The sequence below is a fragment of the Agrobacterium sp. P15N1-A genome, from assembly GCF_044626815.1.
Classification (GTDB): domain Bacteria; phylum Pseudomonadota; class Alphaproteobacteria; order Rhizobiales; family Rhizobiaceae; genus Agrobacterium; species Agrobacterium leguminum.
On record NZ_JBIUPF010000001.1, the window covers coordinates 114,066 to 130,702 of the forward strand.

At 61.4% G+C, this 16,637-nt stretch carries 12 protein-coding genes; all 12 read left to right on the top strand.

Going from position 1 to position 16,637, the window contains the following annotated elements:
- Nucleotides 1–156 precede the first annotated feature (156 nt).
- On the top strand, nucleotides 157–1,245 hold the full coding sequence (locus ACIK7D_RS00555; protein WP_121490272.1) for a septal ring lytic transglycosylase RlpA family protein: 1,089 nt from the start codon (nucleotides 157–159) through the stop codon (nucleotides 1,243–1,245).
- Nucleotides 1,246–1,320: 75 nt separating this feature from the next.
- Entirely contained in the window at nucleotides 1,321–2,493 is a 1,173-nt protein-coding gene (locus ACIK7D_RS00560) for a D-alanyl-D-alanine carboxypeptidase family protein (RefSeq protein WP_400155387.1), read from the top strand.
- Between the two features lie 135 nt (nucleotides 2,494–2,628).
- Entirely contained in the window at nucleotides 2,629–3,303 is a 675-nt protein-coding gene (gene tmk, locus ACIK7D_RS00565) for a dTMP kinase (RefSeq protein WP_065655460.1), read from the top strand.
- Nucleotides 3,296–4,321, top strand: coding sequence for a DNA polymerase III subunit delta' (locus ACIK7D_RS00570; protein ID WP_400155388.1), 1,026 nt, complete (start codon nucleotides 3,296–3,298; stop codon nucleotides 4,319–4,321). Before tmk ends, ACIK7D_RS00570 begins: the two co-directional genes overlap by 8 nt.
- Nucleotides 4,322–4,624: 303 nt before the next feature.
- A complete protein-coding gene (gene metG / locus ACIK7D_RS00575) occupies nucleotides 4,625–6,175 on the top strand; it encodes a methionine--tRNA ligase (RefSeq protein ID WP_127756023.1) in 1,551 nt (516 codons plus the stop codon).
- A gap of 11 nt (nucleotides 6,176–6,186) precedes the next feature.
- The gene (locus tag ACIK7D_RS00580) at nucleotides 6,187–6,969 is read left to right on the top strand and encodes a TatD family hydrolase (RefSeq protein ID WP_127756024.1); all 783 of its coding nucleotides are present in this window, start codon (nucleotides 6,187–6,189) and stop codon (nucleotides 6,967–6,969) included.
- Between the two features lies 1 nt (nucleotide 6,970).
- Nucleotides 6,971–7,795, top strand: a complete 825-nt coding sequence (locus ACIK7D_RS00585; RefSeq protein WP_137451958.1) for an MBL fold metallo-hydrolase — start codon at nucleotides 6,971–6,973, stop codon at nucleotides 7,793–7,795.
- A 21-nt stretch (nucleotides 7,796–7,816) separates the two neighbouring features.
- Nucleotides 7,817–9,598 (top strand): chloride channel protein, encoded by a 1,782-nt coding sequence (locus tag ACIK7D_RS00590; RefSeq protein WP_080817044.1) that lies wholly within the window; start codon nucleotides 7,817–7,819, stop codon nucleotides 9,596–9,598.
- 495 nt (nucleotides 9,599–10,093) lie between these two features.
- Nucleotides 10,094–11,395: an MFS transporter gene (locus tag ACIK7D_RS00595; protein ID WP_400155389.1), complete on the top strand. Its 1,302-nt coding sequence runs from the start codon at nucleotides 10,094–10,096 to the stop codon at nucleotides 11,393–11,395.
- 94 nt (nucleotides 11,396–11,489) lie between these two features.
- A complete protein-coding gene (locus ACIK7D_RS00600; protein WP_400155390.1) occupies nucleotides 11,490–12,743 on the top strand; it encodes an efflux RND transporter periplasmic adaptor subunit in 1,254 nt (417 codons plus the stop codon).
- Complete coding sequence (locus ACIK7D_RS00605; RefSeq protein ID WP_400155391.1) at nucleotides 12,740–15,862, top strand: efflux RND transporter permease subunit; 3,123 nt, start codon at nucleotides 12,740–12,742, stop codon at nucleotides 15,860–15,862. Before ACIK7D_RS00600 ends, ACIK7D_RS00605 begins: the two co-directional genes overlap by 4 nt.
- Entirely contained in the window at nucleotides 15,862–16,626 is a 765-nt protein-coding gene (locus tag ACIK7D_RS00610; RefSeq protein ID WP_400155392.1) for a 4'-phosphopantetheinyl transferase, read from the top strand. Before ACIK7D_RS00605 ends, ACIK7D_RS00610 begins: the two co-directional genes overlap by 1 nt.
- Nucleotides 16,627–16,637: the final 11 nt, after the last annotated feature.

Consider the following 16,637-nt stretch of genomic DNA (forward strand, 5'->3'; position numbering starts at 1 on the left):
TCGTTACAATTTTATCGAATTTGCAGAAGTCGTTCGCATTTTCGCCACGTTATGCACAAGATTAAGCGACTGTTAGGTGCTTCGATGGCAGGGGCAAATAATCGAGGCAAGTGAGGGTGCGGTTCTCCGAGCCAATAGCAGCGTGGGGCAGACGATTTGAATTCTACGGTCAAGAAACTCGGCATCAACGCCAGGTCGGGCGTGAAGTGGCTTGCAATTTCCGTGCTTTGCGCCGCAACCGCATCGTGTTCCACGACGTCCGAGACCAAGCCTAAGCCCAAGCGCAGCAAGGAATATTTTTCCGAATCCGAATATGGCGTCAAAGCCAGTCCGCGCGTGGCCGATGGCAAAGCCATTCCCAAGGGCGGCGGGCGCGAACTGATCGGAAATGCCTATACCGTCAAGGGCCGCCGCTATTTCCCGAAGGAAGAGCCGGGCTACAACAAGACCGGCCTTGCTTCCTGGTACGGTTCCGCCTTCCATGGCCGCCTGACCGCCAATGGCGAAGTCTACGACAAGGAACATCTTTCTGCCGCACATCCGACATTTCCCCTGCCGAGCTACGCGCGCATCACCAACATGGAAAATGGCGCTTCGGTTCTGGTGCGCGTCAACGATCGCGGACCGTTCCATGAAGGCCGCCTGATCGACGTTTCCAGCAAGACGGCCGATCTTCTCGACATGAAGGCCACCGGCACGGCCAATGTGCGGGTACAATATGCCGGCCGCGCACCGCTCGATGGTCACGACATGCCTTATCTGATGGCATCCTATATTCCGAAGGGTTCGCGTTCGCCGGGTGTAGCGCCCGAAGGGCAGATCGCGACGGGCGTGATGGTGGCTTCGGCCTCGCCGAATTTCGTTCCGGCTCCTGCGTCCAACCCGAATTATGGCGGCTCCGCACAGACGGCGCTCGTCGGTTCCAAGAAGAATGCGGCGCTTCAGGCCATGCCGCTGGTCAACGGCCCGGCGCCGGCTTTCGAGCAGTTCGCGATACTGCCGGAAATCGGTCCTATCCTGGCCGAGCGTCCGGAAGGCAATTTCATGCGTGAGCCGGCGGCGCCCGGCGGCAATTATCTGCGCGTGCCGACGCCTTCTTCCAAATTTGCGGCGGCCTATTCCGAAGAATCGGCTACGGTCTCCAGGACCGCGAGCGCCTTCGACAGCGTGCTCGTCGACCGTGGCGCGCTCAACGAGCAATCGATACTCGCCCATGTGAAGCGTCAGCAGGCGAAGTCGCGCTGACGGATTGAAGGATACGGCCGGCCTCTCGCCTTTATCGCGGGCAGCCGGTTACGGCAGGCAGGACTGGGCGGTTTCATGCGCAAGGCCATTCATCGCTCCTATTGTTCGGTCGTCGCAGCGGCAGCGTTTGCGTTTTTCAGTGCGGGCCCGGTGCAATCGCAGACCGGCCCCTTCATCGCAAAGGCCGAACAGGCCTATATGATCGATGCCGAAACAGGCACGGTGCTTCTTTCGCAAAACGAGAATCAGCCTTTTCCGCCCGCTTCGCTTGCCAAGCTGATGACGGTGGAAGTGGTGCTGGATGCGCTGTCAAAGGGGCAGGTGACGGCAGAGACGGCTTACCCCGTCTCGGAATATGCCTGGCGCACGGGCGGCGCGCCCTCACGCACCTCGACCATGTTCGCGGCGCTGAAATCCTCCGTCAGCATCAACGATCTTTTGACCGGCATCATCGTGCAGAACGCCAATGACGGCTGCATCGTCGTTGCCGAAGGCATGGCGGGTTCGGATGCCGCTTTCGCCAAGCGCATGACGGTGCGGGCGGGCGAACTGGGCATGAGCAGCAGCACCTTCACCAATTCGACCGGGCTTCCCGACCCCGGCAACCGGACGACCGCGAGGGACATGGTGCGTCTTGCGCAACATCTGCGTGATACCTATCCCGAGCGTTACGGGCTTTTCACCAAACCGGATTTCGAATGGAACCGGATTTTCCAGCGCAACAAGAATACGCTCCTGATGCCCGGCAGCGGTATCGACGGTCTCGGCCTCGGTTTTGCGGAAGGCAGCGGTTTTGCCGCTGTCGTTTCGGCCGAGCGGGACGGCCGCCGGGTCTATCTGGCGCTTGCCGGCATCGTGGACGACAAGACGCGGCAGGAAGAGGCCCGCCGGGTGGTGGACTGGGGCCTGACCGCCTTTGAAAAACGCCATCTCTTCAGCAAGGACGAAGCCGTCGGGTCTGTCAGCGTTTATGGCGGCGATGTTTCGCATATCGATCTTTCGCCGAAGGAAGATGTCAGTGTGCTTGTGCCGGTCAATAATCCGGATCGTATTTCCGGCCGTATCGTCTATCGCTGGCCCCTGAATGCGCCGCTGGACGTCGGGGCGAATGCCGGAACGCTCAAGATTTTTTCGGGCGAGCGCCTGTTGCGGGAAGTGCCGCTTTATACGAAGGCGGCAGTCGGCAAGGGGTCTCTCACCCAGAATGCGACAGGTGCGCTGAAGGAACTGCTGCTGTTCTGGCTCTGAAAGCCTGTTCCATGCGCGGCCTTGTTCCTATGCTTTTGTTCAGGCATCGGTTTTTCTGAAAAGCGCTTCACAGATTTCGGTTCGATGCTGTAAACAGGCATTTCGAATTCGAGGAAACCCGTGCAGGACGTGACATTGGCCGAAAAGACCGGATTGTTTATCAGCTTCGAAGGCGGCGAAGGCGCCGGCAAGTCGACGCAGATTCGCACGCTTGCCGAGGCGCTTCGCGGCCGTGGTTTCGAGGTGGTCGTGACGCGCGAGCCGGGCGGCTCGCCGGGTGCGGAGGCCGTCCGGCATGTTCTTCTATCCGGCGCTGCGGAATCCTTCGGGGTGCGCATGGAAGCGATCCTGTTTGCGGCGGCGCGGAACGACCATGTCGAAGAGGTCATTCGCCCGGCACTTGCGCGCGGTGAGATCGTGCTCTGCGACCGGTTTCTCGATTCGTCCCGCGTCTATCAGGGCACGACCGGCAATCTGGAGCCGGATTTTATCGAGACACTGCAACGCATTGCGATTGACGGTGTCGTGCCGGAACTGACGCTGATTTTCGATATTGCCGCCGAAAAGGGGCTCGCCCGCGCCAGAAAGCGCGCGGATGAAGGCGCTGCGCCGGACCGCTTCGAAAAAGAGGAAATCGAGACCCACGAGAAGCGGCGGGAAGCCTATCTGGATATTGCGCTTGCCGAGCCGCGTCGTTGCCGGATCGTCAACGCCGACCAGCCGGAAGAAAAAGTGGCGGAGGATGTCATGTCCTTCGTCGAGCCCTTGCTCGAACAGCTGAAAACAGCGGCGGGCGCGGCGCATGAGTGAGGTTCAGGGCGTTCTCGACGGTGCGATTGCGCCGCAGCAGAACACGAAGCTTTTCGGGCATGAGGAAGCGGAAGCCTTCCTCGCGCAGTCCTACCGTTCCGGCAAGGGCCATCATGCCATTCTGATCGAGGGGCCGGAGGGGATCGGCAAGGCGACGCTTGCCTTCCGTTTCGCCAATCATGTGCTCAGCCATCCCGATCCGTCGCTGGCGCCGGATTTTCTCACCGATCCCGATCCGCAATCGCTGGTCAGCCGGCAGATTACCGCCGGCGCTTCGCATAATCTGCTGCATTTGACCCGTCCGGTGGATGAAAAGACCGGTCGCGTGAAATCCGCCATTACGGTGGACGAGGTGCGGCGGGCAGGGCACTTCTTCTCGCAGACCTCCGGCACCGGCAACTGGCGTATCGTCATCATCGATCCTGCCGACGATCTCAATCGCAACGCCGCGAATGCGATCCTCAAAATACTGGAGGAGCCGCCGAAACGGGCGATGTTCCTCGTTCTCTCGCACGCGCCGGGAAAATTGCTGCCGACCATCCGTTCGCGCTGCATGCCGCTCAGGCTCCTGCCGCTTTCCGATGCGGCCATGGTGCAGTCCCTCGATCATCTCGGCATCAGCCCGGAAGGCGAAAAACGCGACGCCCTGCTCGCCGCCTCCAAGGGCAGCGTCGCGCAGGCGCTGAAGCTGATGAATTACGGCGGCTCCGATATTGTTGAGGCCCTTGCGGAGGTCATGGCTTCCGAAGCGCCCGGCGTGCGCAAGCAGATGCATAAGCTCGCCGAGGTTCTGGCACAGAAGGATGGCGACATCGTTCTCGGCTTCTTCATGGAGCATGTGACGGAAGAGCTCATCGAGCGCGCACGGGCGGCGGCGATGGCGGGCGATATCGCGGCGGCGGAGAAACATGCACGGCTTTCCTCGACGCTCTCGGAGCGCATCACCGTGGCGCAGGCCTATAATCTCGACAAGAAGCAGATGGTGCTTTCCATTCTGGAAGATATTCGCGGCGTTTGAAGGCGAGGGATCGTGCGGAATGTACGATTCGACGGTGGATAAATTCTCCTCCGTCATGCCGGACTTGATCCGGCATCCAGCCACGGCGCGTCCGCGCCGTGAAGCGAGTCTTTTGCGATCAAGGACTTGATCGCGCTGGACCCCGGATCAGGTCCGGGGTGACGAAGTGCGAAGCCAAGCGCTCGCCAAATCCGCTTTGTCTGCAAGCTGTCGTACAAAACGTACGCTCTGCCTTTCGCTGCTGCGAACAATGGTTTAAGAGCGGTCTATCCAAAAAACAGCCTGTAAAGTCGATAGACCGTCATGACAGACAAGACACCATTCTACATCACCACCGCGATCTCCTATCCTAACGGCAAGCCGCATATCGGCCATGCCTATGAATTGATTGCGACGGATGCCATGGCACGCTTTCAGCGCCTGGATGGAATGGATGTGTTCTTCCTGACCGGCACCGACGAACACGGCCAGAAGATGCAGCAGACGGCGCGGGCGGAAGGCATTTCGCCGGAAGAACTGGCTGAGCGCAATTCGGACCAGTTCCGCGCGATGGGCAAGCTGCTCAACGCCTCGAACGACGATTTCATCCGCACCACGGAAGAGCGTCACCACGAGACCTCGCGCAATATATGGAACCTGATGGCCGATAGCGGCGACATCTACAAGGACAGTTATGCCGGCTGGTATTCCGTGCGCGACGAGGCCTATTACGCCGAGGACGAAACGGAACTGCGCGCTGACGGCGTTCGCTACGGGCCGCAGGGCACGCCGGTCGAGTGGGTGGAAGAGGAGAGCTACTTCTTCAAGCTTTCCGAATATCAGGACAAGCTGCTGAAGCTCTATGAGGAAAATCCGGAGTTCATCGGTCCGGCGGAGCGCCGCAACGAAATCATCTCCTTCGTCAAATCCGGCCTCAAGGACCTGTCGATTTCGCGCACCACCTTCGACTGGGGCATCAAGGTTCCGAACGATCCGAAACACGTCATGTATGTCTGGGTCGATGCGCTGACCAACTACATCACCGCGACTGGTTACATCGAGGATAAAAACGGCCCGCGTGCGAAATATTGGCCCGCCGACGTGCATATCATCGGCAAGGACATCATCCGTTTCCATGCCGTCTATTGGCCCGCTTTCCTGATGAGCGCGAAGCTGCCGTTGCCCAAGCGGGTCTATGCGCATGGCTTCCTGCTCAACAAGGGCGAGAAGATGTCGAAGTCGCTCGGCAACGTCGTCGATCCGGCCAATCTGGTGAACCATTTCGGTCTCGATCAGGTCCGTTATTTCTTCCTGCGCGAAGTCTCCTTCGGCCAGGACGGCAGCTATAGCGAAGAGGGCATCGCCACCCGCATCAATGCCGATCTTGCCAACGGTATCGGCAATCTCGCCAGCCGTTCGCTGTCGATGATCGTCAAGAATTGCGAAGGCCAGATCCCGACGCCCGGTGAGTTTACCGAAGAAGACAAGGCGATGCTGGCTTCCGCAGACGGGCTGCTGGCGCTTTGCCGCGAGGAGATGGGCAAGCAGCTCATCCACCGCGCGCTTGCGGCCATCATCGCCGTCGTCTCGGAAACCGACCGCTATTTCGCCTCGCAGGAGCCGTGGGCGCTGAAAAAGACCGATCCCGAGCGCATGGGCACCGTGCTTTACGTTACGGCGGAAGTGGTGCGCCAGATCGGCATTCTCCTGCAGCCGTTCATGCCGGAATCCTGCGACAAGCTGCTGGATCTCGTTGCGGCACCTGCCGACAAACGTGATTTTGCAGCACTCGGCGAAGCGGGCCGTCTGGTTCCGGGCACGCCGCTGGAAGCACCGAAGCCGGTCTTCCCGCGTTACGTCGCACCGGAAGCGTGAAGGCGAGACCCATGCTGATCGATACACATTGCCATCTGGATTTTCCCGATTTCGAAGCTGAGCGCGACGATATCATCGCCCGCGCCCATGCTTCGGGTGTGAGCCAGATGGTGACGATCTCGACCCGGGTGCGTCGTCTGCCCGAACTTTTGAAGATCACGGAAAAATATCCGTCGGTCTTCTGTTCGGTCGGCACGCATCCGAACAATGCCGACGAGGAACTGGATATTTCCGCCGATGAGCTCGTGCGGCTGGCGGAGAGCCATGACAAGATCGTGGCAATCGGCGAGGCGGGTCTGGATTATTTCTACGATACGCAGAAGCCGGAAGACCAGAAGACCGGCCTTATCCGCCACATCGAGGCCGCAAGACGAACGAAGCTGCCGCTTGTCATCCACAGCCGCAGCGCCGATGACGACATGGCCGCTATTTTGCGCGCCGAAAGCGGGAAGGGGGCCTTCCCGTTCATCCTGCACTGCTTTTCCGCCGGTCCCGAGCTGGCGAAAACCGGTGTCGAGCTTGGCGGTTATGTCTCCTTTTCCGGCATTCTGACCTTCCCTAAATCGCAGGACATCCGCGATATCGCCGCCACCGTGCCGCTGGACCGGCTGCTGGTGGAAACGGATGCGCCTTATCTTGCGCCGAAGCGCTGGCGGGGAAAGCGCAACGAGCCGTCCTATGTGGTCAATACCGCGGAGGTTCTGGCCGAGGTGCACGGCGTTTCCTATGAGCGCATGGCCGAAATCACCACCGAAAACGCCTTCCGCTGCTTTTCCAAGATGACAAGGGTGTAGCGTGGCAATCTACCGTCGTCGCTTCACGGTTCTCGGTTGCGCGTCGTCGCCCGGCGTGCCGCGCATCAACGGCGACTGGGGCGCCTGCGACCCCGAAAACCCGAAGAACCGGCGCACGCGAACGGCCTTCATGGTGGAACAGATCGGCCCGGATGGCGGAAGGACGACCGTCGTCATCGACACAGGCCCGGATTTTCGCGAACAGATGATCGCGGCGAAGGTGGAGGCGGTCGATGCGGTGCTTTACACCCACGCCCATGCCGACCATCTGCACGGTATCGACGATCTGCGCATCTATTTCGCCCTTCAGCAAAGCCGCATTCCGATCTATGCCGATCCCGTTACCATGGCGCGCATAAAGGACGGTTTCGCCTATTGCCTGGAGACCCCGCCGGGCAGCAGCTATCCGCCCATCGTCGAACCGCGGATCATCGCCGATATCGACGCGGCCTTGATCATCGATGGGGCAGGCGGGCCGATCCCGTTCAACGTGCACATGCAGCAGCATGGCGATGTGCATTCGCTGGGCTTCCGCATTGGTGACGTCGCCTATTGCACCGATGTCAGCGATTTTCCGACTGAGACCCTGCCGAAGCTTGCCGGTCTCGATGTCCTCGTCATCGACGCGCTGCAGCACCGTTACCACCCCAGCCATCTTTCGCTGGAACAGGCGCTTGGCTGGATCGAAAGATTCGCACCCAAAAGGGCGATCTTGACCCACATGCATATTCCGCTCGATTATGAGACGGTGATGCGGGAAACGCCTGATCATGTCGAACCGGCTTATGATCAGATGCGTTTCGAGATCGAGATCGAAGCAGCCTGACGCCGCCTGAAAAGGAGCAGCATGTCGACCAAGCCTTTCCGTGCACCCAGTATGGCGAGCTTCTTCGACAATCTGCGCGCCAGTCGTCTGCGGGCGATGTTCCGGCGCGGCGAACTGGGACTGGTTATCCTTGCCGTCTTCATCGGCATTGCGGCGGGCCTTCTGGTGGCGCTGATCGGCGCCTTGAGCACGGCGTTGCATATGCTGGTTTTCGGCGTCGAGCGGTTGAGCAGCAGCGATCTTTCCGGACGGATCGTGCTTGCCGGCCCGATCATCGGCGGCATCGTGCTCGGCCTGATCATCTTCATTCTTTCGAAGACCCGCAAGAAACCCATGGTCGACCCCATCGAGGCAAATGCGCTGCATGGCGGCAGGCTGTCGCTGACGGACAGCATCATCGTGTGCGTGCAGAATATCGTCTCCAACGGTTTTGGCGCGTCCGTCGGGCTTGAGGCCGGTTACACCCAGATCGCCAGCGGCGTCGCCTCGAAGATCGGCATCAAGCTGAAACTGCGGCGAGGGGATATGCGTATCCTTGTCGGCTGCGGCGCTGCGGGGGCGATTGCTGCGGCCTTCAACGCACCTCTGACCGGGGCGTTCTACGCCATCGAACTGATCATCGGCACCTATACCGTGGTGACGCTTGCGCCGCTCATCGTCTCGGCGCTGGTAGCGACGACGGTCATCGGAATTATCGGCGGCCATGGCATCTCGATCGATATTGTCGATGCCAGCCGTGTAACACCGGCGGATTATGTGCCTGCCATCTTTCTCGGCGTCGTGTGTGCGGCCATCGGCATCGTGCTGATGCAGGCGGTGTCCTTCATCGAAGAAACCGCACGCAAAAGCGCCATTCCGGGCTGGCTGCGTCCTGCCATCGGCGGCGTGGCGGTGGGCGGGCTTGCGCTGATTTCACCGCAGGTGCTGTCGAGCGGCCATGGCGCGCTGCATCTTAATATCGATGCGGAACTGACGATATACGGGGTGGCCGGGCTGTTCCTGTTGAAGGCGGCGGCCAGCGCCATTTCCATCGGCTCGAATTTCCGTGGCGGCCTGTTTTTCGCCTCGCTGTTCATGGGCTCACTACTCGGCAAGATTTTTGCGCTCTGCGCACCCTATATCGGTTATGGGTCGACGGCGCCCATCGTCTATGCCGTGATCGGCATGAGCGCCTTCGCCGCCGCCATCATCGGCGGTCCGCTGACGATGACGTTTCTGGCGCTGGAACTGACTGGCGACTTCCAGATCACGGCGCTGGTGCTTGCCGCCGTCATCACCACTTCGCTGGTGGTGCGCACCACCTTCGGTTACTCCTTCGCCACATGGCGTTTTCACCTGCGGGGCGAGAGCATTCGCAGCGCCCATGATATCGGCTGGATCCGCGACCTGACGGTCGGCAGGATGATGCGCGCCGATATCCGCAAGGCCAATGTCAGCATGGGCCTTCCGGCCTTCAAGGAGAAGTTTCCGCTCGGCTCGACGCAACGGGTAATCATGACCCATGATGACGGACGTTATGCCGGCATCGTCCTCGTGCCGGAAATTTACGCGGACCCGATGGATCGCGACCCCAGCAAGATCAGCCTCGAAACCTATCTGCAGTACAAGAACGATGTGTTGCTGCCGACCATGAATGCCCGCCAGGCGGCGGCAGCCTTCGATGCGGCGGAGAGCGAAGCGCTGGTTGTCGTTAATGACAAGATCGAAAATCGGCCTGTCGGATTGCTTACCGAAAGCCATACGCTGAGGCGCTATAGCGAAGAACTGGATTTGAGACGCCGGGAGGCGTCAGGTGAGTTTTGAAACTACATTAGATTGTCAGTTTTATCTATTGATATAATTATGTTTTTATAATGTACTTTTATTGCCTTTAATCCTTGTCCGGGAACGGTTTTTTCGCCGCGTACACGCGTGTCGGCCGGGTTCCTGTGATCGGCACAGGAATGGGCGGAGGAACGACTCCGCTCCGGGGAGCCAATTTGTCGCGTATGTGATGCACAACAACTCCACCAAAGTCAGCTTCTGGCCCAGCACCCCGGCGGCACTGAACATGTGATCCCGCACGGCATTTTTCGTCGTCATGTCATTTTCCTCAGTGCCCGCTTGACAAAAAAACATTCGCCGCAATAAATAGACTGACTACTTAATTAATAAAACGCCGAGCCGGAAAAGAGCCAGTCGGGGAAGGCGAGGTGGAGATGTTCGCATCCGTCCGGTCCCGAAGCCCGAGTGGCCAGATATTTTACTGCCTTCATCCTTACCGGCAGCGCCGTGAGCCGATGAAACTTGGAGAGTGTTATGCCTTCAGACAGCAGCACGGTTGAGACGATGCCTCTTGCGACGTCCTGCGGCCAACTCGAAACGGTTTCGGGGGCCGGGTTTCGCGGGCTCGGCCTTCCGCATCGCCGTGCGCCGCTTTATGGCGTCATCGTTGCCGGAGGCCTGTCGCTTTTCGGCAATGCGGTGGCGGCCGTCGCGTTGCCGTGGATCGTGCTGTCCCTGACCGGAAATGCCGCCTGGACGGGAATAGCGGCGGCGGCTGGCATGATACCGCTGGTTATCGGCGCTTTCTGCGGCGGCCCTGTCGTCGACCGTTTCGGTTCGCGCATCGTTGCGGTTACCGCCGATCTTGCCAGCGCCCTGAGTGTCGTGGCCATACCCTTTCTCATGATGGCGGGGCAGATGGATATCGGCCTTCTGCTCGGCCTGATCGTGGTCGGGGCGCTGCTCGACGGTCCGGGCATGATCGCCCATGATGCAAGGGTGCCGGAACTTGCCCGCATCGCCCGGATGCCAATCGAGCGGGTCACCTCGATAGATGAATTGCTTGAAAATGCGGCGATGATTTTCGGACCGCCGGTCGCGGGCATCGCCATTGCCGCTTTCGGGATGGAATATGCCCTGCTGATCACGGCGGCCTGTTCGCTGCTCGCTGCCGTGATCGGCGCGATCTGTTTGCCGCGTCATAGGCGTAAATCCGCCGGTGCGGATCGCGGCGATGCGACATTTGCAGGTCTGCGCTTTCTGCTGACGGAGCCGCTTTTGCGTCTTCTGCTTATCGTCGCCATGGTGATGCTGGCGGTTTTCGGGGCGCTCAACGCCGTTGTCCTGCCGGTGCTGTTCAAGGAAAGCGGGGCGGATGTCCTTGACCTCGGGCTGTTTCTTTCGGTTTCCGGGGCAGGGGCGGCTTTGTCGGCGGTGATTTTCGCCATTCGCGGCCACTCCTGGAACGGCCGGGCCGTGCTGCTTGCCGGCATATCCGGGGCAACGTTTTCCATCGGCCTCATCGCTTTCCTTCAGAGCGGTCCCTTGCTGCTCATCGCGGCCACCCTGATCGGTTTTTCCACCGGGGCGCTCGGTCCGCTCGCCAATGCGATGTTTCTGAAACGCGCGCCCGCTGCGATCCGCGGCAGCGTGCTTGGAACCACGGCTGCGATTGCCATGATGGCGACGCCGCTTGCCGTGCTGATCGCCGGTTTCGGCCTCCAGGCCGCCGGCGCCGCCTGGTTCTTGTGGGGGCTCAGCGCCACGCTCTGCCTGCTGGTGTTCTGGGTTTTCCTCAGCCCGGCCGCACGCGCGCTGGCGAAATCGCCGCCATGAGCGGGCGACCACCCGTTCCCTCGAGATGCGATCAAACCACCCGTGCGCCGCAGTTTTTGCCGCACCCGATGTTCAAACCCGGACCCGTCCTGCCATGAACGACCTGAATTCCTCTTTCCCCAATCCCCAGCCCACAAACCCTCGGCCACTACCCGGCGAAACGACCGGACGACGACCTTCGCGACGCCTGTTCTGGTGGGCGTTGCTTGCCATTGGACTTGCAGGCGGCGCTGTCTGGATGATGCTGCCGGTTGAAGAGGCGCCCGCAGAGGCGCAGACTGTGGCGCCCGTCAAGGTGCGGCCGCATGTGTCCGTCGTTACCTCAGCGCCTTATGGTTTCAACGCCGGGCAGGATGTGGCCGGGCTTCTCGCCGCCCGCAACGATATTTCCATCGGCACGGCCGTGACTGGCCAGCGCATCGTCGAGGTTTTCGTCGATGTCGGCGATACGGTTGCTGCCGGGCAATTGCTGGCGCGGCTGGAAAGCAAGACGCTCGCGGCCCAGGTCGAACAGACGGAGGCGACCGTCGCCCGCGCCCATGCCACACTCGCCGAGGCCGAGGCGGCGGAGATAGAGGCGAGCGAGAATCTGCGCCGTGCCGAAGGGCTTTCCGGCTCCAGCGTCAGCAAGGAACAGCTTGGCCAGCGCCGGGCCGCAGCGGCCATGGCACAGGCCAAGATCGAGGGCGCCCGTGCCGAACTGGCGGGCGCGCAGGCGCAACTGACCCAGCACCGTCTCGAACTGGAGCGGACCGAGATCCTTTCGCCGAAACCCGGTGTCATCACGCAACGCCATGCCCGCATCGGTGCGATGCCGGATAGTACGGAGCCGCTGTTTCGCCTGTTGCAGGATGGCGAACTGGAATTTCTGGCCGAAGCGCCGGAACGGGTGCTGCCGTCGCTGCAAACCGGCCAATCCGTGTCGATCACCGTCAATGGGGTCAACAGGGCCATTCAGGGGACCGTCCGTGTCGTCGAACCGGCGGTCAATACCCAGAGCCGCCTCGGCATCGTGCGCATCGCCGTTCAACCGGCCGCCGATCTGAGGGCAGGCGCCTTTGCGCGCGGCAAGGTCGATCTCGGCGAGCGCCGTTTTCTCGTCTCCGTTCCCGAAGCCGAGCTGCGACTGCGCCGCGAAGGTGCGGCCCAGCTTGTGGTGGTCGATGGTGAGAACAGGGTGGCGCGCCGCGCCGTTCGTGTGGGGCAGGCGCAGAATGGCGTCGTTGAAATACTCGAAGGGTTGAGCGCGGGAGAGCGCGTCGTGGAAAGCGCCAGCGCCTTCCTGCGCGACGGGGATGAGATCGTCGGCGTCAGCGAAGTCGCGCAGAAGGAGGCGGATCGCCGATGACCAATATCTCCTCCTGGGCTATCCGTCGCCCCATTCCCACCCTCGTCCTTTTCCTGCTTTTGACGCTTATCGGCATCCAGTCCTTCATGAAGCTGCCGGTCAACGCCAATCCGCGCGTCGATTTTCCGATTGTCACGGTCTCCATCGTTCAGGCGGGTGCGGCCCCGGCGGAGCTTGAAACGCAGGTGACGCGGCGGGTCGAAGGCGCGATTTCCGGCCTTGCCGGCATAAGACATATACAGTCGACCATCGGCGACGGGCTTTCCACCACGACGGTGGAATTCCAGCTCGGCATCGATACGGCCCGCGCCACCAACGATGTGCGCCAGGCCGTCTCGCAGATACGCTCCGAAATGCCACGCGATATCGAGGAACCGACCATCGCCAGCGTCGATGTGGAGGGCGGGGCGATCCTTTATTTCGCGGTTCGCGCCCCACAAATGTCGCCCGTCGATCTTTCCTGGTTCGTCGACGAGACCATCGGCCGCGAATTGCTGACGACCAAGGGCGTGCAGCGCGTGCAGCGCATCGGCGGTGTGAGCCGTGAAATCACCGTCCAGCTCGATCCGGACCAGCTGATCGCCTTCGGCATCAATGCCGAGGATATCAACAATCAGGTTCAGGCCTTCAATACCAATGTGCCCGGCGGCAGAAGTCGACTCAACGAGAAGGAACAGTCGATCCGCGCGGTTGGCGGCGCGATCACCGCCGCCGAACTGGCGGAGCGGCCCATCAGCCTTCCGAACGGCCAATGGACAACGCTCGCCACGCTTGGCAAGGTAACGGACGGTGAGGCCGAGCCGCGCGAATTATCGCGTCTCGACGGTGAGCCGGTGGTCGGCTTTTCCGTGTTTCGCGCCAAGGGGTCGAGCGATACGGCGGTCGAAGACGCCGTCAACGCCACGATTGCGCGGTTGGTCGACACCTATCCGGGTGTCCAGATCGACCGGGTGCTTTCGACCGTCGATTATACCCGGGCGAGCTATCAGGTCGCCATGGAGACGCTGATCGAAGGTGCTGCGCTGACCGTCGTCGTCGTCTTCCTCTTTTTGCGCGACTGGCGCGCGACATTGATCGCGGCCGTCGCCATGCCGCTTTCGATCCTGCCCACCTTCGCGGTGATGTTGTGGTTCGATTTCACCCTCAACAGCATCACGCTTCTGGCGCTGACGCTGGTGATCGGCATTCTGGTGGATGACGCCATCGTCGAGGTGGAGAACATCGACAGGCATCTGCATATGGGCAAACGGCCGTTTCAGGCGTCGATCGATGCGGCTTACCAGATCGGTTTTGCGGTTCTCGCCATCACCGCAACCATCGTCGCGGTGTTTCTGCCGGTCAGCTTCATCGGCGGTGTGATCGGACAATATTTCAAGCAGTTCGGTCTGACCGTGTCCGTTGCCGTGCTCGCCAGCATGCTGGTGGCGCGTCTCGTGACGCCGCTGATGGCCGCCTATATTCTCGTACCGAAGGCGGTGAAGCACGAGGAGCACGGCGCGCCGAAATCCCGTATGGGCCGGGGTTACGTCGCACTTCTGGAGCTTGCCCTTCGCCACCGGCTGAAAACCTGCGGCATCGGCGTTCTGGTGCTGGTCGGTTCGTTCCTGCTGGTGCCGCTGCTGCCCTCGGGCTTCCTGCCGAGTGATGATCGCAGCCTGTCGCGTATCCTGATCGAGTTGCCGCCGGACTCGACGTTGCGCGATACCGACAGTGCCGTGCAGTCGGTGACAGCAGCGCTCCGGGAAATGCCGGAGGTCAAAAGCGTCTTCGCCTCCATCGGCAGGACGGATGACGGCCCCGACGTTGCCCGCGCCTCGCTGCTGGTCAACCTCGTACCGGCCTCCGAGCGCACACTGTCCCAGCGTCAGTTTGAGCTTGGCGCAGCAGGCCTCATTGCCCGCACACCCAATATCCGCTTCGCCTTCCAGAATGAAAACGCGGCGCGCGATATTTCCATCATCCTCGTCGGTGACGAGCCGGCGAAGCTCGCCGCCGCCGCCCTTGCCGTGGAAACCGGCATGCGCGGCATCGAGGGCATCGCCAATGTGCAGACCACCGAACCCCTGCCGCGGGCGGAATTGCAGATCAGGCCGCGCTTTGACGAGGCGGCCCGGCTCGGCGTTTCCACGCAATCCATCGCCGCTGTCACGCGTATCGCCACGACGGGCGATACGGACGCCAATTCCGCCAAGTTCAACATCGGCGACCGGCAGGTGCCGATCCGTGTGATGATCGACCGGGGTGCGCAGAGCAATCTCGATACGCTCGGCATGCTCCGGGTATCGGTGGCGAATGGCAGCCTGCCGCTGATGTCGGTGGCCGATCTTTCCGTCTCGGAAGGGCCGGGGCAGCTCAACCGCTTCGACCGCCAGCGCCGGGTGACCGTCAGCGCCGATCTCGCCGGCATTCCGCTTGGCGTCGCGCTGGAGCGTATCAATGCGCTTGACGCCGTGGCCTCGCTTCCGGCCGGTGTGCGGCAGGTGCAATATGGCGATGCCGAATATATCGGCGAGATGTTCCAGAGCTTCAGCGCCGCCATGCTGTTCGGCCTGATGATGGTTCTGGCCGTGCTGATCGTTCTCTTCAAGGATTTTCTCCAGCCGATCACGATCCTCGTGGCACTGCCGCTTTCTGTCGGCGGCGCAATTGTCGGCCTGCTGCTTTATGGCGGCGCGCTCGATCTGCCGGCGGTTATCGGCTTACTGATGCTGATGGGTATCGTCACCAAGAACTCCATTCTGCTGGTGGAATTCGCCATCGAGAAGCGCAATGGCGGGCTGAGCCGCCAACGGGCGCTGGTCGAATCCGGCGTCGAGCGCGCCCGTCCGATCATCATGACCACGCTTGCCATGGTTGCCGGCATGATGCCGGCGGCGCTCGGGGTAGGGGCGGATGCCGGTTTCCGCGCGCCCATGGCCATTGCCGTGATCGGCGGCCTGATTACGTCGACCCTGCTGAGCCTCGTCTTCGTGCCCGTGGTCTCCACTTATATGGACGATCTGCGCGGCTGGCTCGGCCGCAGGCTGCAGCGTCTCACCTCCGTGACCGCCGCAGACCGGGCAGGGGCGGAGCGTCAGATAGCCGAAGGCGAGGCCGCAACGGTGCAGGGGCAGGGGTGATGGCGGATTATCCGGTCTCAGGCCTGAAGGCGCCCGCCATGCACGAGCATATCGCCGCCGCCGTCTGGCGATCCGAGGGATTTCTGTCCGGTCCGGTTTTTCTCGATAGCGGATCGGAAAACGTCATCGCGCTCGAGGTGCAATATCATCTGCCATTCTACCGGACGGCCCTGTTCGACCGACTGGAGGTGGCGATGCCGAAACTGCTGGCCGAAGCGGTTCCCAAGCGGCAGGCGGAGTTTCTCGCGGGCCGCTTTCTGGGACAGGCGGCGCTCACGCTTTTCGGGCGCGACCCTCAGCCGATCGGCATCGGCAACAAGCGCGAGCCGGTATGGCCTTCGGGCATAAGCGGCTCGATCAGCCATTCCCACGGCATCTGCGTCTGCATGGTAACGCAGGACTGCGATGTGAGGGTTGGTGTCGATATCGAAAAAATCGAGCCGGGAGCGGTAACGGAGGTCATCCTGAAGCGCGCCCTCGAACCGCTGGAGCGCAGGCTGATTGCCGACCGCGAGGAATGTGACGCAGGCATACTGCCGTTCCTGGTGTTTTCCGCCAAGGAGACCCTGTTCAAGGCGCTTTATCCGGTGGTTGGACGCCATTTCGATTTCCATGCGGCGCGTCTTTTCGAAAAACCCGGCCGCGATGAATTGCGGTTGGAACTGACGCGCCCGCTGCATCGCTCGCTTCCGGCAGGACGCCGTTTTTCCATCCGCTTTTCGGTGACGGGCAGTTTTGTCCGCACCTGGCTTGTTTGTCGTTAAACCCATGTTTT